General features: G+C 66.2%; 12 protein-coding genes and 1 pseudogene. 6 read left to right on the forward strand and 7 right to left on the reverse strand.

Annotated features, from left to right (window positions below; translation table 11 throughout):
* Positions 1 to 183: 183 nt before the first annotated feature.
* The 3 genes and pseudogenes from ACIGXE_RS26420 to ACIGXE_RS26430 all read right to left on the reverse strand — a co-directional run bounded on the left by ACIGXE_RS26420 (position 184) and on the right by ACIGXE_RS26430 (position 4,248).
* Positions 184 to 690 (reverse strand): SMI1/KNR4 family protein, encoded by a 507-nt coding sequence (locus tag ACIGXE_RS26420; RefSeq protein ID WP_399751388.1) that lies wholly within the window; start codon positions 688 to 690, stop codon positions 184 to 186.
* 197 nt (positions 691 to 887) lie between these two features.
* Positions 888 to 1,682, reverse strand: a pseudogene (locus ACIGXE_RS26425) (IS5 family transposase).
* A gap of 130 nt (positions 1,683 to 1,812) precedes the next feature.
* The gene (locus tag ACIGXE_RS26430; RefSeq protein WP_399751368.1) at positions 1,813 to 4,248 is read right to left on the reverse strand and encodes a WD40 repeat domain-containing protein; all 2,436 of its coding nucleotides are present in this window, start codon (positions 4,246 to 4,248) and stop codon (positions 1,813 to 1,815) included.
* Positions 4,249 to 4,448: 200 nt separating this feature from the next.
* Between ACIGXE_RS26430 and ACIGXE_RS26435 the strand changes: the two genes are divergently transcribed.
* The 3 genes from ACIGXE_RS26435 (at position 4,449) to ACIGXE_RS26445 (ending at position 7,183) form a co-directional block, all read left to right on the forward strand.
* Positions 4,449 to 4,682 carry a hypothetical protein gene (locus ACIGXE_RS26435; protein ID WP_399751369.1) on the forward strand — a complete coding sequence of 78 codons (234 nt, stop codon included), beginning with the start codon at positions 4,449 to 4,451 and terminating at the stop codon, positions 4,680 to 4,682.
* Between the two features lie 402 nt (positions 4,683 to 5,084).
* Positions 5,085 to 6,410, forward strand: a complete 1,326-nt coding sequence (locus ACIGXE_RS26440; RefSeq protein ID WP_399751370.1) for a DNA cytosine methyltransferase — start codon at positions 5,085 to 5,087, stop codon at positions 6,408 to 6,410.
* Between the two features lie 5 nt (positions 6,411 to 6,415).
* Positions 6,416 to 7,183, forward strand: coding sequence for a very short patch repair endonuclease (locus ACIGXE_RS26445; protein ID WP_399751371.1), 768 nt, complete (start codon positions 6,416 to 6,418; stop codon positions 7,181 to 7,183).
* A gap of 6 nt (positions 7,184 to 7,189) precedes the next feature.
* Here the strand turns inward: ACIGXE_RS26445 and ACIGXE_RS26450 are convergent, their stop codons facing one another.
* On the reverse strand, positions 7,190 to 7,378 hold the full coding sequence (locus ACIGXE_RS26450) for an AbrB/MazE/SpoVT family DNA-binding domain-containing protein (RefSeq protein ID WP_399751372.1): 189 nt from the start codon (positions 7,376 to 7,378) through the stop codon (positions 7,190 to 7,192).
* Positions 7,379 to 7,612: 234 nt separating this feature from the next.
* Here ACIGXE_RS26450 and ACIGXE_RS26455 point away from each other — a divergent pair, with 234 nt between their 5' ends.
* The 3 genes from ACIGXE_RS26455 to ACIGXE_RS26465 are packed head-to-tail and all read left to right on the forward strand — an operon-like array spanning position 7,613 to position 12,288.
* Positions 7,613 to 9,958, forward strand: a complete 2,346-nt coding sequence (locus ACIGXE_RS26455; protein WP_399751373.1) for an ATP-binding protein — start codon at positions 7,613 to 7,615, stop codon at positions 9,956 to 9,958.
* A gap of 9 nt (positions 9,959 to 9,967) precedes the next feature.
* Positions 9,968 to 11,626 (forward strand): DEAD/DEAH box helicase family protein, encoded by a 1,659-nt coding sequence (locus tag ACIGXE_RS26460; RefSeq protein ID WP_399751374.1) that lies wholly within the window; start codon positions 9,968 to 9,970, stop codon positions 11,624 to 11,626.
* Between the two features lie 5 nt (positions 11,627 to 11,631).
* Positions 11,632 to 12,288 (forward strand): hypothetical protein, encoded by a 657-nt coding sequence (locus ACIGXE_RS26465; RefSeq protein ID WP_399751375.1) that lies wholly within the window; start codon positions 11,632 to 11,634, stop codon positions 12,286 to 12,288.
* Between the two features lie 328 nt (positions 12,289 to 12,616).
* On the opposite strand, the gene ACIGXE_RS26470 is transcribed toward ACIGXE_RS26465, so the two are convergent.
* The 3 genes from ACIGXE_RS26470 to ACIGXE_RS26480 form a co-directional block, all read right to left on the reverse strand.
* On the reverse strand, positions 12,617 to 14,461 hold the full coding sequence (locus ACIGXE_RS26470) for a hypothetical protein (protein ID WP_399751376.1): 1,845 nt from the start codon (positions 14,459 to 14,461) through the stop codon (positions 12,617 to 12,619).
* A gap of 10 nt (positions 14,462 to 14,471) precedes the next feature.
* Complete coding sequence (locus tag ACIGXE_RS26475) at positions 14,472 to 17,924, reverse strand: hypothetical protein (RefSeq protein WP_399751377.1); 3,453 nt, start codon at positions 17,922 to 17,924, stop codon at positions 14,472 to 14,474.
* A gap of 111 nt (positions 17,925 to 18,035) precedes the next feature.
* On the reverse strand, positions 18,036 to 19,199 hold the full coding sequence (locus ACIGXE_RS26480) for a hypothetical protein (RefSeq protein ID WP_399751378.1): 1,164 nt from the start codon (positions 19,197 to 19,199) through the stop codon (positions 18,036 to 18,038).
* Positions 19,200 to 19,371: the final 172 nt, after the last annotated feature.

The raw sequence follows: 19,371 nt of genomic DNA on the forward strand, positions 1-19,371 counted from the left end.
CTGGCCGTCCTGTGTGAGGTGGCCGTACCGGTCCACCGTGACCTTGATCGAACGACGTCCGAGCCAGCGAGACACCTCGTGAATGGACACTCCGTTGGTCAGGGCCACGGTGGTCCATTTAGAGGTCATCTCGTTTGGTTCTCCGGGCACTGGTGGTCGCCTGTGGCTGTCGTGTCGGAAGGGTTACATGCCCCGGTCCGGCCCGCTCCACGGTTCTGGCCGCTCGTCGGCAGTCATCGGAAGTCGGCACAGCTGTACCAGGCCGGGGTAGAAGGCGGAGGTGTTGGGGCCGGCCATGTCTTCACCGATGAGATAGCGGTAGAGCCACTCGGCGAAGCTCAAGTCGTACCGTGCCCAGCCGCCTTCGCCGTCTTCGACCAGGAACCAAGGGGGCGTGTTGTCCGCGGCCATGAGGAAGATCGTCTCGCCTCGGTCGGTGCTGGCGATCGGCCACAGTCCGTTGCGGGTGCCGAAGCTCAGCTCCGTGAGTCCGAACAGCACACGGGGATCCTCGTCGGCGTCAAGGTCGAGTTCATCCCAGGGCACGTCGTTCCAGGCCCGGACCGTGTCCGTGATCCACTGGTCCAGGTTCCATCGCTCGGTCGCGGGATGGTGCAGGTACAGGTCTCCGTTGAGGTGGACGGGAGCGTATGCGTCCACGAGGGCCTGGTAGTCGGTCGGCAGGCGGATGTCGAGTTGTGCGTGGAGCCGGTCCCAGGCGGTGGGGTCCGCGTAGCGGTTCTGGGCGGGCCGAGCATCGCCATGGTGGCGGGCAGGTAGTCAGTCATGGCGTTCCGCGTTGGTGTGTGCCGCCTGTGCGGGAAGCAAGCCCTCTTGGGGGTAATCGGGGTATGGCATGGATCATCCCAGCTCGGAGGGCTCGCCGGTCAGGCTGTCAGCCTGCGGTAGCAGATCAGGGCGGCGGCGATGCCGGCGAACGCCAGAAGTGTTCGGCCTTGCGCTCGTAGCGACGGTGCAAACGGCGGCACCCGGACAGCCACGCCACCGTGCGCTCCACGGTCCACCGATGACGGCCCAGTCGCTGGGAGGATTCGATGCCCCGGCGCGCGATGCGCGGTGTGATTTGCGGGAGCGGAGCCACGTGCGAAGCCGGTCGAAGTCGTGTTCCTTGTCACCGTGCAGCTTGGCCGGTCGACGGCGGCGCGGCCCGCGGCGGGACCGGATCGGCGGGATGCCCCGCACCAAGGGCTCCAGCCCCTGACTGTCATGGGTGTTCGCAGCCGAGATTCCGATCGATAGCGGCAGACCGGTCCGCTCGGTGATTAAGTGGATCTTTGATCCCTTCTTGCCGCGATCTACGGGATTCGGACCTGTCAGGTCCCCCCTTTCATCGCCCGCATGCTCACGGAGTCGATCGCGCACCGGGACCAGTCCAGGGCGCCGCGGGCTCCGAGCTCGTCCAGGACCAGGCGGTGGAGCTTGCCCCACACCCGGGCCCGGCTCCACTCGGTGAACCGGCGGTGCGCGGTCGGCCCGGACGGGCCAAAGCCCGGCGGAAGTTGGCGCCACGTGCAGCCTGTCGTGGCCACGAACACGATGGCCGCCAGCACCTGCCGACCCCCATACCTTCGCCGGCCGCCACCCTGGGGCCGTACCGGAGCAGCCGGAACCACCCGCTGGAACAACTCCCACAACCCATCCGGCACCAGACGCTCCACCATCGCCATCACGGCCGTCAGCCTAGTGATCAAGCCAGTTGAGACGACCTCTTAGGCAGAGCGGGCGGCTTCCCTCGATCTTCGAGCTTGTGCGCTCGTCCAGCGGCGGGCGCAAGCTAGTGGCTCTAGCGGATCAACCTCGAGATCCGACGAGACTGCTCACCAACGGAGGCACCCACAACCGAACGGTGCGATCGATACTTGCGGTGGCGAGCACGGAACTGTCCGGGGAGAAGGCGACTGCCGTCACGGCGTCATGATGGCCGGTGAGAGGTTCTCCCACGGGTTGGTGGGTGGCCGGGTCCCAAAGACGCACAGTGTGATCATTGCTGGCCGTGGCGATCAGGTTGCCGTCGGGGGAGAAAGCCACCGCCGCGACGGCGTCATCGTGGCCCGTTAGTGGCTTTCCAACTGGCTGGTGGGTAGTCGCGTCCCATAGCTGTATCGAGTGATCATCGCCGGCGGTGGCGATCAGGTTGCCGTCGGGGGAGAAGGCCACCGAGCTGACAGAGCCACTATGGCCGCCAAGGAGCTCTCCAATCGACTTGCGACTGACTGTGTCCCACAGCGGTACTGTGCCGGCATCGGTGGCGGTGGCGATCAACTTTCCATCAGGGGAGAAGGCGACCCCAGTGACGAGCCCGTGGTGGCCGGTCAATGGGCTACCGGAATCCTGTTGGGTGGTGGGCGTCCACAGTCGCACGGCGCCACCATCATTGGCGACGGCGAGCAGGGTGCCGGTGGGAGAGAAGACCACCGATGTGATGGGGCCGAGGTGGTCGGCCAATGGGCTACCTGCCGGCACCCGGGTGGCCGCGTCCCACAGGCGTACCGCGCCGCCGCGGTCCGCCGTTGCGATCAGGGCACCGTCGGGGGAGTACGCCACAGCCATCACCGAGTCACGGTGATTCGTCAGGGGTCTGCCGACTGATCGCCGGTCGGCCGGGTCCCAGAACCGCACCGTGTCGTCGGCACTGGCTGTCGCGAGTTGGGTTCCGTCGGGGGAGAAGACCACCGACCAGACCGCGTTGCGGTGGCCGATCAGAGGGGCCAGAGAGATACCTTCGCCGTTCTTGAGCGCGGTGAGGACACTTCTACTGGCGAGGCCCCGCGTGGCCAGGAGGTCGATTCGAGTGCGCAGTTCGGTGTTCTCAGCGATCAGGCTTTCGTGCGAGTTCTCGCCGTGACCCGCACGCTGCGCCGGGACAGGCACAGGCGGGGCCTCCTCGGCTTTCGATAGCCGCACTGTCTGATCGTAACCAGCGGTGGCGAGCAGGCTGCCGTCGGGGGAGAACGTGACGGCCGTGGCGGAGCCGGTGTGGCCGAGGGGTGCTCCGACGGTCTGGTGGGTGGCCGGGTCCCAAAGACGCACGATGCCGTCGACGTCGGTGGTGGCGAGCAGGCTGCCGTCGGGGGAGAACGTGACGGCCCTGGCGGAGCCGGTGTGGCCGAGGGGTGCTCCGACGGTCTGGTGGGTGGCCGGGTCCCAAAGACGCACCATGCCGTCGTCGCTCGCGGTGGCGAGCAGGCTGCCGTCGGGGGAGAAGGCCACAGACCTGACGGGACCGGAATGACCCATCAAGGGCTTGCCGACTTTCTGGCGAGTGGTCGGATCCCAAAGGCGCACCATGCCGTCAAAGCTGGCGGTGGCGAGCAGGCCGCCGTCGGGGGAGAACCTCACCGCTGTGACGGCTCCGGTGTGGCCAGTCAGCGGCTGACCTACGGCTGCGTGGGTGTGAGCATCCCAAAGGCGCACCGTGCAATCGAAGCTGGCGGCGGCCAGCAGGGTGCCGTCAGGGGAGAACGCCACCTCTGTGACCGCGATGTCCTTCGTGGTCGGGAGTACTTCGACCTCATCATGGGTGGCCGGGTCCCAAAGCCGCACATTGCCGTCATCGCTGGCGGCGGCGAGCAGGCTGCCGTCGGGTGAGAACACGACTGACCTCATAGTGCTCTCGCCACCGATCATGGGTTCACCGACAGCTAGGCGGGTGGCTGGGTCCCAGAGCGCCACCACTCCGGCGGCGCTGGCGGCGGCGATCAGCTTGCCATCGGGGGAGAACGCGACCGACCATACGAAGCCGGAGTGGGGCAGCGCCGGCAGCACGGGACGAAATCTCAGGCGTCGGCTGCTCTGCATCGGCGCAGGCGAGTTTGTCAAAAGGACCGGCGCATCGAGAGCCGGCACGGTCAGTGAGGCGTCAACTGGGACAGGCGTTCGCACCGGCTCGGATGCCGAGGGCGCGTAGCGAGCCTCGGTGCGCAGCTGTTCGAGCCGGGTCCACTCCGTACGCCATGACTCGACTGCCGGATCATCGCGGCTGACTGGAGACCGGCGGTCGCTAGAGAGACTCAGCATTGTCCGGACGAGGGCGATGAGGAAGTCGAGCCTGGGCAGGCGCTTTCCAGCGAGGGCTTCGCTGATCGCGGAGGGTGACAACGACCGCCCTTTGGGCGCGGCCCGGCTGATGTCGCGCTGGGAGGGGCGGCCGCAATCGACCTGCAACTTCCGGAGGTTGGCGGCGAAGCCCTTGAGTTCGCGATCAAACGCGGCCCCGGAAGCGTCCACGTACGTCCCCCCGATGGTCTGTGGGGCTCAGCGTAGGACGCTGGTTGCCGAACAGGACCGAATTTCGCCGAACACCACCGTACAGAGTGCGTGTTCGTTCGTTGTGCCACGCCGTACGGCGGTGGCCTGCGGCGATCGAGTCTAACCGGGTTCGTTCGCGCTGTATGAGGCATGGCGGGTGGGGCTGGTGTGCTGGGCGCATGGATGAAATCGAAAAGACCACTCCGTCCCCGGCTCAGCGGCCTGCCCTTACGCACGACTCGGCGGAGGTGGCGTCCCCTCGGGATCGAGTTCTCGACCTCGTCGCGCTGCTGGTCCTGATCACGCTCTCGGCGGGTGTCTTTATGCTCGCCGGCCCCGAGGCGTTCACCGCGGTGACGAGCGTCGGTTTGGGCTTGTTCGCGGCCTGGCGTGGCAGGCCGCCGCGTTCGTGACCGCCCGGCCGTGGGAGCGCCGCTCGGCCCGTGGTCACGGAGCACTATCGCGGTGATCGGGTGAGGGGATATGGGAGGTGGCCGTCCGGCCGCCTCCCGTGTCCGTTGGCCAGTACGCTCGCACGAGCCTGGCAGGGCGGACGAGATGTGTCGACTCCGTTACCCGACAGCGTGCTCGGTGACCCGGGGCCTGACGGTCCAGTCGATGCCGCGCGCGGGGTCGCGATCTGAGCCCTCGTTTCTGGTCTCGGACGCCCGAGCGACCTGCGGCTGAGCTCGGTGATGCCTCGGCCGGTGAATTGCTGGGAGTACCTAACCGAACCATCTTCGGACACTCGTGAAAGTGAGGGGAACCTCTCGACAACGGTCACGGTGGTCAGATTTCCGCGGTATGCTTTCGCAATGGTTGAACTGCAAGAAGAGTCAAAGCGTGATCGCACCGGGGTCGAGCTGTTCGCGGGCGCGGGGGGCCTCGCCATGGCGGTCCACGGGGCGGGCTTCCGGCCATTGCTGTTCAACGAGTTCGCCCCGCGAGCGTGTCAGACCCTGGAGGCGAACGGGGCGAAGCCTCGGGGGGACGAGGAGCGCATCCCCGAGCCCGGGGAGCCGTGGCCTCTGGTGGCGGGCGACGTCCAGGACCTGGATATGCGGTATCTGCGGGGTCATGTCGACGTGCTCGCTGGCGGTCCGCCGTGCCAGCCGTTCAGTCTGGGCGGGATCGCCAAGGGGGACGAGGACAAGCGCAACATGTTCCCGCAGATGTTCAAGGCGATGCGGCAGATCAGGCCGAAGGCCGTCATCTGCGAGAACGTCGTGGGACTGCTCAGGCCATCGTTCAAGCCGTACCTCGACTACATCTTGCGCGAGATGGAGATGCCCTTCGAGCTGCGAGATCCCGAGATCCCTTGGCAGGAGCATGATCGGGCCCTCATCGATGTCAGGCGCGGGGCCGCCGGTGATCCGTCGGAGCGCTACAAGGTGGTGATGACGCGCGTTAACGCCGCCGATTACGGGGTCCCCCAGATCAGGCACCGCATCATCATCGTCGCCTTCCGCGAGGACCTCGGTGTCGACATCGACCAGTTCAACGAGGATGTGCTTCCCCAGTACTCCGAGCAGGCGCTATTCCGGTCCATGCTTGACGATTCCGACGACTCCTACTGGAAGCGCCATCCCGAAGTCCCCGATCACGTGCGCGCCCTGGCCATGGCCAGGGCCAGGGCCGGGATCCGTAAGGACGTCTCACTCATTTCGGACGAATCGAAGCCTTGGCGCACCTTCCGGGACGCCATCGCCGGCATTGACGAGAACGAGGGCAAGCCCCTGCCGAAGGTCCCCTGGGACAGGCTTGACCGCAATGAGTATCGCGCCGGTGGGTTCACCGATCACATCGGGTGGCCCGGCGCTCGGATCTACAAGGGCCACACGCCCAATGAACTGGACCGTCCCGCCAAGACCGTGAAGGCCGGCGTGCATGGCGTCCCGGGCGGGGAGTCCGTGATGCTGACCGATGATCTGGAGACCCCCGGAGGCACTACCTACAGGCACAGGTACATGACTGTGCGCGAGACGGCCCGCGTCATGACTTTCCCCGACGATTGGAAGCTCGAAGGACCTCGCGGGGAGAAGATGCGGCAGCTGGGCAACGCGGTCCCGGTGAAGCTTGGCGCGGTATTCGCCAATGCGGTGGCGAAGGCTCTCGATGCTGCGTCGGGGCCAAGGACGTGATTGATGTGGCGAAGCCACCTCAGAGCCGCTGGAACGACAGGCTGCCCCCCGAGCGCGCCTGGAAAGGGCGGTCGGGAAGGACCCGGAAGGCTCTGTCCGCCGAACAGGACAAAGCGGCGGGCGGTCGCCATCGGCGTGAGATTGACCTGGGTGACGGCCGCGTGGCTCACGCCTCGGTCTCATTGAGGGTCCTGCCCAAGACGCGACGCATCCGTGCGTCACTGCGGTGGGGCGACGGAAGGAAGTCCCCAGAGCGCTATCTGGGTGAGGTCGAATACGACAGCCGTGAGGCCAACCTCGCTGAGGGATGGCGGCTGGCCTGGGCTAAGGGCCTCTTGAGGAAGGAGACGTTGCCCGAGGGCTCGACAGCCTCGACGCCGGCGGTCCGTGCCTCGATGAAAGGTAATCGTGGAAGGGATACGAAGCCCGAGAAGGCCCTCAGGTCCCTCCTATTCAAGGAAGGGCTTCGCTACCGGGTCAACGCACCGCCGATCCAGGGCCTCCGGCGTAGCGCGGATGTGCTGTTCCCTAAGGCCCGAGTCGCGGTCTTCGTCGACGGCTGCTTCTGGCACGTCTGCCCGGAGCATCATCGACCAGCGACGAAGAACAAGGACTTCTGGACGGAAAAGTTCGCCGAGAACCAGCGGCGGGACGCCGAGACCAACCGGATCCTGGAGGAAGCGGGCTGGACGGTCATCCGGGCTTGGGAGCACGAGGCACCGGAGGAGGTGGCACGACGGGTCATCTCAGCGGTCCGCCGCGCGACCGGCTAGCTGCGGTTACAGCCCCTCGCCATGCAGTAGGTCGTCGATGGCGTCGGTCAACCTGCGCAGCACGATGCGGCCGTCACCATCGCTGTACGCGAGGACGACACTCCCCGTGTCGAGACCTGCCTCGGCGAGAATCCCCAAGGGGATCTCCACCCGGCCGCTCGAGTCGATGGTGACTTGCGCTGGTTCCCGGATCATGATGCGAGTCTCGCAAGCGGTGAACCGCGGTGGCACTCCCCAGGGCAGGGTGCGGAGTGGTTCCAGCAGGGGTTTCGAGATCTATGTCCCGCAGGTACCGGTGCCGCCTATTAGGGTTGACGCCATGTTGGTGGATGCCCCGGGACCGGGGCCGGCGGGGGCGCCTAGACGCTGGTGGGCGCGCTTCGCGTCCGCCAGCCACGCATCTGATCACGACGAAGACGGGGGACGACTGTGACCGAGAACCAGTACATCAACGTCACGCCACACCCACGCATCTTGGGTGTGCTTGGCGACATCGAGTTCTCTCACTGGCAGTGCCTGGCCGAGTTGATCGACAACTCCTTCGATGAGTTCCAGGCGGCCGGCGGAACGGTCGATCGGCCCTCGGTCGCGGTTTCGCTCCCCCCGGCCAATTCGCAGCGTGCGACAGCCGAGATCAAGGTGCAGGACAACGGGCGGGGCATGAGCCTGGAGGCCGTCACCAACGCCATCAGCGCGGGCTGGACGAGCAACGGTCGACATGGCTCCCTCGGCCTGTTCGGCATGGGTTTCAACATCAGTACAGCCCGGCTCGGTCGGCGTACCACGGTACGCACCAGCCGGGCGGGCGATCCGGACTGGATTGAGGTGACCCTGGACCTGGCGCGGATCGCCAACTCCTCCAAGTACCAGGCACCGTACCGCTTGGTGCCTAAGACCAATCGCGACGAGCACGGCACCACGGTCACGATCAGCGAACTCAAGCAGGAGCAGTACGCCACGCTCTGTCGCCCTCAGACGCAGAGCGTGATCCGGGAGAAACTGGGAGACGTCTACAGCTACCTGCTGGCGGAGAAGGGCTTCCTGCTCACGCTCAACGGTAAGAAGGTCAGGCCACGCCTGCCCTGTGTCTGGGATGAGAAGCGGATCGTCACCCGCCAGGGCGTGGAGATCCATGCCGTACAGAGGATCGACCGCGTTCTGAGCACCAAGAACGCGTGCATGGCGTGCGGGTACTGGAGCAGCGCCGACGCGGAGCACTGCGAGGAATGCGGTCAGGATCGCCTGGAGTTGCGGGAGCGCAGGATCTGGGGCTGGATCGGGATCCAGCGCTACCTCCACCGCACCGACTACGGGCTGGACTTCCTCCGCAACGGGCGCAAGATCATGCTCAAGGACAAGCGAGTCTTCTACTGGGAAGACGAGGACGGCATCGCGGAGGCTGAGCTGGAGTACCCCATCGACTCCGGAGCCGTGCCGATGGGGCGGATCGTTGGTGAGATCCATTGCGACCACGTCACTCCGAACTATCAGAAGACCGCGTTCGAGTTCGATACAGCCGAATGGCGTCAAGTTCTGCGCGAGGTCCGCGGGACCAGTCCCCTGCGCCCCAAGATCGCCAAGAGCCTTGGACTGCCGGAGAACCGCAGCCCTCTCGCCCTGCTCTACGCTGGGTTCCGTCGCCAGGACCCGGGGCTCAACTACCTGATCCCCGGCGATGGGCGTAACGCTCTCCACGAGACGGCGGCGAAGTGGGCCGGGTTGATGCGGAAGGGCGACTACGACTACCAGACCGACGAGGTCTGGTACCGAGCCGCCTACCAGCACGACAACCCGATAGTGGTCGACCCGCAACCGGAGAACGACGACATCCTCCCCGGGTTCGGGGCTGGACTCCTCGACTCGGATGACGCGCCGGAAGGCGGTACGGCGCCGGGCGCGACAGGCCCGACCGCGGCTGGTCAAGAACCGCCCGAGGACGAGATCGTGCCGGTGGAGACGCTGGATCAGCGGCTCGAGCGATACCGAGACAGCGCCGACCCCATCGTGGACCTGACAGGCTCGTACTATCTTGAAGAATTGGGCCGCGTGGATTTGACAGCCTGGGCGGTCCGCGGACAGAACCTCGTCACCAAGGATGAGCGGCCCGCGCCTGTGATCGTCTCGATGGTCCGAGCCCCGCATCTGGACGTCTTCGTCGACACCGGCCACTCGCTCTTCCGCGAACATGGCGCGGACATGCGCGACCTGGCACTAGTCGAGGTCGCGGAGTTCATGCGGGTACGGGCGAACATCGTGTCGATGCCCTTGAGCGAGATCGTGGCACAGCTCAAGAGCCACACCTCCAGCCCTCGACTGACGCCGGCGGCGACGGCGGAGGAATCCGAGAGGCTTCTGGAGCAGGTGCGCATGGCGATGGTGGCGCCCGTGTCGGCGAACCCGGCGGTGCACTGGCTCCTGCTCACGAAGGATGAACGAGCTGACGCCGAGCGCCGATTCGCGGTCGAGGCCGACGGAGCGTCCCCCTGGAACGACGCGATCTCCAGCGGTGAATTCATCCGCTATGTCCCGGCCAGCGCCGTCATCCGCATCATCCAGGACTCCCCGGAGACTTTCCTCGACGGGTGCGTCTTCAAGCGCGGGTACATCGCTCTGAGCGATCCCGGCGCTCGAGCGCTCGTCGTGGAACGACTGATCAACCCCCTGGGCGACCTCGCGCTCCTGGAACAGCACCGTCCACGCCTAGACGTGGAGGAACTGGCCCGGATCAGGATTAGCTGCAGACTCATCGCGCGCGACCTCGCCGACAACACCTAGGAGAGCGGCATGCGATTCCTTGACGCCGCCTCCCTCCTGGACTCCGGCCCACTGCAGTTTCCCCGCCGCATTGAACGCCTCCTGTGGCACCTGGGCTTCTCCGATGTGTCCAACATCGACGGCTCCGGTGACGAAGGGGGCGACATCCTTGCCTTCCACAAGGGCGAGACCTGGGTGATCCAGTGCAAGTGGAAGCGACACGGAGCCGTAGGAGCCGACGCGGTGGATGAGGTCGCCCGCGCACGGGATCACTATCGCGCCCACAAAGCCGTCGTAGTCACCAACACTCGCTTCAGCCCTGAGGCTCGGAAGCGGGTGGCGAATCTGGCACGCCTAGGTCCTGCGATCCTCCTGTGGGGCGGTACGGACCTGACGACCAGCTTCGACCGGGTACCGCCCCGTTTTGGGAGAGTGACGCCACGGCCGTACCAGACCGAGGCGCTCCAGGCACTGACCTCCGATCTCGATGCCTCGGGCCGTGCGCTCCTTGTGCTTGCCACCGGCCTGGGTAAAACGGTCGTCGGGGGCGAGGTGATCGCGGCGCACCTGCGACGTGCCCCCCAGGACCAGGTCCTGGTCGTCGCGCACGCGAAAGACCTTGTCCAGCAGCTTGAACGGGCTCTCTGGCGGCACCTGCCCAAGGATGTTCCGACGCGGATCCTCACGGGTGACACCCGCCCCGACGATCTCTCCGGCCTCACTTGCGCGACGGTCGGCTCGGCGCTCTCGGCCGCGCGCTTCGGGTACCGCCCAGGTCTTGTCATGATCGACGAAGCCCACCACGTGGGTGAAGAAGGTCAATACGACGAGCTCCTGGAACTCCTCAACTCGGCCAGGCATTTGGGCGTCACGGCGACCCCATGGCGCGGTGACAAGCACGACATCACCCATCAGCTCGGCGCCCCCAGCTTCAGCCTCGGGATCGAGGAGGGCATGCGACGCGGCTACCTCGCTCAGGTCGACTACCGCCTGTTCGTCGACGACATCGACTGGGATATCGTCCGCGAGGCGAGCGACCACTCATACGGCCTGGCCGAACTCAACGCCAAGCTCTTCATACCGCAGCGGGATGAAGCCATCCGCGACGAGCTGGCCACCGCATGGGCCGGCACGCGCAATCCTCGAGCCATTGTGTTCTGCCGGACTATCGAACATGCTGAGCGGCTCGCTGACCTGTTGCGGCGCACGCCCCTTTGGTCAGGTGCCCTCGCCATCCACGCGGGACTCACCAAGAGGGAGCGGCAGAACCGCCTACTCGCCTTCCGGGCTGGCGAAGTGCCCATCCTGACGGCGATCGACATCCTCAACGAGGGCGTGGACGTACCGGACGTGAATATCCTCTGCTTCGCGCGAGTCACTCACTCCCGCCGCATCTTCGTTCAGCAGCTCGGGCGAGGCCTCCGGCTGCGCGAGGGAAAGGAGCGCGTTACGGTTTTGGACTTCGTCAGCGACCTCCGCCGCATCGCTGCCGCGCTCAAGCTCAAGCGCGCGCTTGACGGGGATGGCGAGATCGAGACCCTGGCGAAGATCACCCCGTCGAACATCGACTTCAGCGACCAGAAGGTGGCCACCCTCATGGACGAGTGGATCAAGGACGCGGCCAGTCTTGAGACCGCGTACGACGAGCACCGACTCCAGTTCCCCGCCACCCGCGCACCCCAGGAGTAATCACCATGGCCTTGCAACAGCTGCCGGCACCCATTCGGGAGCGCCTTCTCATCGAGATCTACCAGCAGGCCAACGACATGGACTGGGAGTTCTTGAGCCTCACCGAGAAGACGAACCAGTACCGGCGATGGATCGAGGACCCCAAGGTCGGCGGAGTGCTGCTCGCCTACGGGCCGGAGAAGGACGCCCGGGTCTGGATCAAGGATGTCCCCATGAAGGAGTACGCCCGAGCGCAGGAGGGGATCGGGAACTATGCCCGCTACGCGGTAAATCGGTTCCAGGGGCCGGAGGAAATCGTTCGTGCGGCATGTGGCAGTGGCTGGATGATGAAGCCCGATTCGGTCGGGGAGAAGCCGAACCACTGCTATGCCATCGCCGGCGACGCCACTCGATACATCTGCTGGGGTCGGTCCGGGAACTTTCGTGACCTCGTCTGGGCCGCGCTGAATGAGGCCATCGACTCGACGGAGCGGCCCGCGATCGTCATCACGACCCGCAACGGCGAGACTGTCTCAACGGCCGACCAGACGCGCCAGGAACGACTCGCGCTGCGTTGTGGAGCCGACCTGCGGTATCTCCACCGCGAGATGGTGCCTAATCCCGACTATCTTGGGGCGACGGGCGATGGCCGTGGCCCGTCGCAACCTAGTCTCATTGACTAGCCTTCAGGGGAGACTCTCCGCTCAGGCTCGCCGGTGCGCTGGACGAGGCCATCGACTTGTTCGGCCAGGCCGTGTCTGCACAGGAGAGCCGACGGACCAAGATGCGCGACAACCATCTGTGCGGGCCTCGGCCGGGGAGGAACGGCAGGCGGTGTGGACGATTCGGGCGGGGGCCCCTGGACAGGCGAGGAGCCCACGTCGCTGCCCTCCTTGCCGAAACCACGGTTGACCGCGGGCCCGCCCTGCCCCGCTTACTGCCACCACCTCGAGAGAGTCCTCAAGGTCAGCAAACTTGGCGGCCTTGAACGGACGATGAAGGCCCAGTCGCTCACGGAGCCCAGAACGCCTGCCATGTGATTTCGTCGGACGCCTGGTCGGGTGCCGTGCCATCTACGGCAGGCAGGGTTCCGAACAGGAGGTTGCGGTCCAGAACTGTGTTGAACCGCTCGCACGAGATTTCACTGGTGTGCAAGCAGGCCGCGCATGCACCTCCGAAGGAGCGGCGGCATGGCGGGTCGAAGACGCACCGGGGATCGGCGGCGAGCTCAGACAACGCGTCGGCGAGGTCGTAGCGATATACGTGCTCAATTCCCCCCAAAGTGAAGTCGCTACGGGTGTTGGCGTAGACGAGGAACGTCAGTGCTGATGAGAAGAGATACTCGGCGAGCGAGTCGATATTGAGTCCGCACCGGGCGGCGATTGCCTTCATGAACCGATGAGACATCGAGTGGAGCAGCCCGAGGACGCTGCGGGTGATCCGCTGTTCCGGAGCGTTGAACATATCGACGACTGGTTCTCGGACCCGTAGCAGCCACTTGTACGCGTTCGACTCGTCCGTGACCCCGGGGTCGGGAACGACGCCGGAGTCGACCAGCCAGCGGATTACTTCCAGCGGCTTTACGCGGACGAGCAAGCCCTCCGTCTCGGTCCGCTTGCCGTACATCGGATACTTGCTGTTGGACGCTGGGAAGAACTTGAACCACGTTCCCTTGTCGCCGGCCCGTGTCTGCTGGACGGCGTGGGCCGAGATTCTCGTGTAGCCGGCGACGACACTCGCGATCGGAAGTTCGCGCAGCAGGGAAACGTCGGCCAGCTTGTATCGATCGAAAAGCGTGCGGTAGTCGCCGTAGGTAGGGATCAGATCGGCCGACGGGGCATTCCTCAGCAGGGCATCGACGTTGAGTGATGGCGCCGCTGCGGCACGGGTGAGGGAGAACGCCTCGTCGCCGATGACCTCCAAAGTCTCTGGGGGAAGCGACAGAGACTCGACCTCCTTCTGCCATCCGCCTACGGACACGGCGGCCTGACGGGCTTTGTCCATCATCGACTCGTACAAAGGGTCGTCGGGGTGGATCCCGAGTGCCTCGCAGGTCGCCTTGGCCTGTGCCAGTTTGTCGTCACCACCGCCTCCGCTGGTCGCAGCGCGGAGCGCGTCGAGGCCCGGGGCAACCGCTCCGATGAGTTGTCCGATGGCGGCAGCGCCGATCGCGTCGCCCTTCAGGCCGGTGTACTCGGATCGTGTGGGCGGGTTGATAACGGTCAAGGACTGCGGATAGTGGAGGGAGGTTTGCGGCACGCGCAGCACAGATGTGGGACTGGTCTTGCAGTCGGGGCAGTAGACGACACGTCGCTCTGCACGCGTGCCACATTTGCCGCATTGCCACACCCACTGACGCGTGTCCAGCACGCGCCAGTTCCGCAGGAGCATCGGCCCGGAACAATTGTTGGCGCACCTGGGGGCCTGGATCTCGCGGAGCAGGCCGCAGTTATGGGCCTCGGCGAACTGGAACTGGGGCTTGAGGCCGTGTCCTGAGGGACAAGTCGGCGTCTGACTGGTGGGATTGATGGTGCTCAGGTGTCCGCATTCGCGGCAGACGAATGTGTTTGGGAATCGTGAGGCTTGCAGGTCGTGGGCCTCGACGATGCTGTATTGCCCACGCTCGATGATGTCGAGTTCCGGACCGGAGTTCGGGATCCCGGAACGCTGCTGGGCGAAGGGCCGGATCAGTCGCTTCAACAGCGGGGCGAGCCATGCTTCCGGGACATCGAGTGGTGAGGCATGGCGGGGCGGCTCGCCGATGACGGACACCTGGTTGCCCCAGTTGTATGGCTGGCCTGGCATGTGGTTCCACAGCGCTTGGGTGGCGGTGCGGTTCAACGTGTCGTAGGTCATTGAGCGCTCCTCACACGTTTCCGTGGATGGTGATCGGTGCCTCGATGTCACGCAGCGAGCGCGGAACGGACGGGTCCAGGAGGTCGGCCGTCCTCGTGTTGGACTCCCCAGACACGGCCAGGACGGACATCATCTCGTCGACGTAGCGCGCGACCTCCGCGCGGTGCATGTCGTGGTAGTGGTTGGCCGGGTTGAGGCCTAGGCCAGCCGACAGGTCCTCGATCAGGAGTGTCCGGTCGAGGAATCCCGCGTCGAGGGCCTTGCGGAACTGGTCGGACTTGCTGAGCGCGTACCGGCCTTTGCCCGACGTGCTCCATGGAACCTCGTAGACCTGGAGGCTCCAGGCCATGAGAGCCCCAGAGAGCACCCTGCGCAGCACGGGCAGCGACTCGCGGTTGACCGGTACCTTGTGCACGAGCCGGTCGAGGTAGGTGATCCAGGCCGTGTAATAGCGGAAGACAGACGCATCGCGGTCCCGTGACGGATTAAACACGTGCACGATCAAGCCGGGGTGCGTTCGTCCGACCCGGGCCGTGGCCTGGATGACTTCCGCCGCCTGGGTGGGCGTGCCCATGAGGACCATGACGCCGAGACGCGGCGAGTCGAAGCCGTGGCCGATCGCCCTGGTGGCGGCGATGAGCCGGATGCGGCGGCTGGGGTCCTCTGGTGGAGCACCGAGCCGACGGACCGCTTCACGGACAGCGGCGGGCTCGGCGCTGCCGGAGATGATCGCGAGGTTGTCGCTGGTCTCGACCAGGGACCTGACGCGATCGTCGCGTGTGTACGAGGAGAGGTCCTCGTTGCGTAGGCAGTACCCGAGCAGGACCGCGTAGTCATCGCGTAGTGCCTTCTCCACTACCGTGAGGACGTGTGGATCGGCGTGGTTGAGTCCGGCGTCGGCGGCCGCTGAGGCGGGCTTCGCGATGGATCGCTCGAGCCATGCGGCGTACATACGGGTCACGTCAGCGGCGGCGGTGACCATGGTGATGCCGCGAGGCCGCACTCCGACGTAGCGGCGCAAGGGATCCTCGGGGTCGGTGTAGGAGAAGAACGTCTCGCCGGCGTCAGGGCCGGGGGCGGGGAAGCGGCGGGCTGAACGCTGGTAGAGATGGAGCACCTGGTTCTCGTAGCCCTCAAGGGTGGCGGTCGCGGCCACGATGTGGAGGGGCCGGTTGCCGAGCCTGGTGCCGATCCGCTGCAGGAGGGTTTCGTACATGCCGTCGAGGGCGCCCAGACTCTCCTCCAGGAGGTGCAGCTCGTCGGCGATCTCGCAGCGCAGGGACCCGAACCCAGGTGGGATCGGCACCCGCAGGGCCTTGCAGCCGAAGACGGCGCAGAAGGTCGGGTCCGGTGTGTATCCGTGGCGAGGGCATCGGGACTGCGCCTGGCCGAAGATGATCTGGAACGCCTTGTTCTGGGCAATTTGAGCGAGCCGGTCGACAGTCCCGACCAGCACGGAGGGGGCGTTTCGATAGATGTCGTCGTCGACAACCCAGATCGGCAGTACTCCGGAGAGCCTACAAGCGGGGTTCTGGCAAATGTGCCGCATGGTCCAAGTGGCCTCGTCGAACTGGACGAGGACCTTGCGGCCGCTGCCGGACGGGTCGCAAGCGGGGCAGTGCTCGAGGACGCGGCAGCGTTCGGCGAGTTTCGGCGAATGCGGGTCGACGCCGTTCGAGAAGCGACTATTGGCCGCATAGATGCGGTTGGGCGTGTTGGTGCTACCGACGAAGAAGCCGACGCCGAACGGATCTCCGGCGCTGATCCGCGGATCGTCTCGGCGCAGAACCTCGGCCGCGAACACGGCTTCGGCGAAACGAGCCGTCTGCTGCGTGGACAGCAGTCGCAACGGGAAACGCGCCCAGACGTTCACGCCGGCCGTTCCTCCTGTGAGACGGGCGTGGAACAGGTGAATGAGCATGACACCGAGGTAGGCCTCGGACTTACCGCCACCGGTCTGCACGGTCTCGATCTGCACGCTGGGATCGGCTTCTGGGTCCGCGACGGCCGGAAGGCAGCCGACCATCCAGGCGATCTGGAACAGGCGCCACGAGTCGTACCCCTTGTTCGCGCCCACCATCTTCATGGCTCGGTTGGCGAGGACGAAGGCTTCACGTAGCACCTCGTCGCGCTCGATGGCGCGGACGCCGGCGCGGATCCACTCGACCTCGTCCCGGGCGGTGTCAGCATCCCGCTTGGCCTCCGCCATGGCTTCGTCGCTCCAGCCTCGGGTTGTCGCGCGTGCCGTTAGGGGCGCGTCCGACCAGTGCTCGGCCACCCACGCGGCGTGGGCGTCGACGATCGCGGTGACCGCCCCGACTGGGTCGGCGATCACGGCGTCGAACCTGGCGTCGATGATCTCGCCCTTGCCGGAGGTCGCCCGGGGGTGGGGGCGCTGGGTCAGGGCAGCCGCCCCATAACCGGTTTCGAACGTTGTCACGCCGGTGGCGGGGTCGGTTGCCGCGACTACCGGGGAGGCCTGCCCGAAGGCGGGCACGGTGCGGTCGTAGCGGTGGGAGTTCGCTACCTGTTCCAGGGTGTACGGGACCAGGGCTGCGTCCGTGCGCGCCGTGACTCTGGCTTCGTACAGCCGTGTGTCCAGGTGCTTTCGGCCGAAGGGGATGGTAAGCGCCTGGTCGGCGAACTGGGCATCCTCGGGGGGAGTGGTGTTCACGAGGGTGATCAGGACGTCGCGTCCTGCCTCAGTCGCCAAGACATCGACGTCGAGTGCGGCGGCGAACTGGGGGAGGGCGGCGTCGGCCGCAGCGATCAGGTTGTTGGCGCAGTAAGACTGCCATGCCGCGTCGTCGGCCATGTCGGGATCGCGCGGAAGGGATCCGGCCGGAGACGCCGAGCGCCGGGGGCGAAAGGGCTCGCTACCTGCGGCTGGACGCAAAGCAGCTCGAATCGCGTCGGTAATGGCTTGGTCACCGAAGCGCATTGACCCGCGTGCCCCGTCATGGACCTCCACGCGCACGGTGACCGGTCCGACGGGCACCTTCATCCAGACTGCGGCCAGTTGGCGGCCGGGTGGCTTCCCGCCGACCTGGGTGGCGAGGGTGGTGGCTGCACTGGCGTCATTGTCCGTATCCGCGTGTGTGAACGCTCGCTGCTCGGCCTGGGAGGCATGTAGAGCGATGTACACCGCGAAGCTGACCTCGACGTCGACCTCGGCGGGAGCCGACCCGGCGAGCCGAAATGAGAAGCCCTGCGCCGCCGGGACCAGGCGATCGCCGCTGAGGCCCTTGGCGCGATCGGCAGTCAACTGCGGTTCGCTGGACAGCTGCCCGAGCCAGATCGCGCGCCTCTGCGCGTCGGTGAGGCGAACGCGGGCGGGCAGATGCCCGCCGGCTGCTTCGGTGAGGATGTGCCGTTCGAGCGAGGCGAGCAGTGCATCGCGGATCTTCGCCTCGAAGTTCAAAGCAGTCGTGCCGTTTGAGGGTGCCGCCGGTTTGGTGGCCATCGTCTCTCGCTCCGTCCCAAGTGATACGAAGGACATGGAAGGTGCCTCGGGCGCCGGACTTTGTAATCCGCCTAGAGGCATGGGGTGGGGTCAGGCCACATGCGCTGAGCCCTATCTGTTCAGATCAGCGCGCTCTCCCCTCGGTAGCTGAGGGCTCGTGAGCCCTGGGACAGCGGATTGCTCCATGAGGACGCCGATCGCGCTGGCTGGCACGCGCACTGGCTTGGCCTGGACAGCCGTGACCTCGTGCAAGGTCACGGCCTCGAGGAGGTCGGCGACGTGGATCCCGAGGGCCGGGTCGATGAGTGCGTCGTGGCCGTCCATGCGCGCGCCAGTGATCTGTCCGGACAGCCAGCGTCCAACCGCCCGGTGGATGGTGCGGTTCGTGCACAGCGCCTTGCCCACCGGGCCCGCGCGGCGGAGCAACTCGGTGTCGCGGACCGCTTCCGCGAAGCGCCGGACATCAGCCGCGTCCTCTGGGCCCTCGGAGTTCCCGCGGATCCATGTTCCGATGGTCTGCTCGCTCGTGATCGTCGTCGGATCGGCATTGCTACGCATCGCCGTGAGTATCTCCCGATAAGTCCAACCGCTGTAGGAGACGCGTGCGACCCGCTCGTGCCAGAACGCGATCAGCGCGGCGAGCGGCGCGTACGTGGGCAGTTCCGATAGGACGTCGATGATGGAGTCGAACAGGTTCCTGCGCGCGGCGGCGTCGACAAGCGCGACGACATCACCGGCCTGAAGGGATTTGGCCGCGACCTGGCGCGTGTTCTTCTGCCGCTTGCGATAGACGACGTCGTTGGGATTCATCAGTATCGCGCGGCCGCCGGCGAATTCCACGGTGATCGCGTCTACTCGGGCCGTGGAGTCACCGTCACCACCACGCGCCGGCGGCGGGGTCTCCGCCGCGTCGGTAGCGGCCGCCCCGGCCCTGGCCAGGACCTTCAGGACATCGAGACCAAACGGCTCCCACGGCGAGTCGTTCAGGTCCTGAGCCACGTCGGCGGCTTTGACCACCGTGGTGTCCAACCGGACAACGACGTTCGCATCGGCTGGATGGACCAGGATCGGACGGGTTCCGAACCGGGCGGCGCTCTCCGTCGCAGTCTTCGCGCGCAACTCGGCCAGTGCCTGGAATGTGGTTCTCACCTGCCGTGCCGCTCGCTCAGCCTCCCATTGCCCAGCGGCTGTGACCAACAGCCTCGTCGCTGCAGGAGCGGCCAGCAAACTGGCGTAGGCCCGGGGTAGCGGGCCCGCGATCAGCATCGACGACACGGGCAGACCGGAGACCCGTCCGCAGGCGAGGTCACGGACGGAGACCACCCGGATCCGGTCTGTCCAACCGTGCGGGACTAGGGCCTGTTGTGAAAGTGCTGGTCACAGCCATTCGTTGATGGCTGCGACCAGCACTGTCGCTTCGTAGCGGACGGCAAGTTTGTCGTACCGG

It is taken from the genome of Streptomyces sp. NPDC053431 (genome assembly GCF_044544925.1).
Classification (GTDB): domain Bacteria; phylum Actinomycetota; class Actinomycetes; order Streptomycetales; family Streptomycetaceae; genus Streptomyces.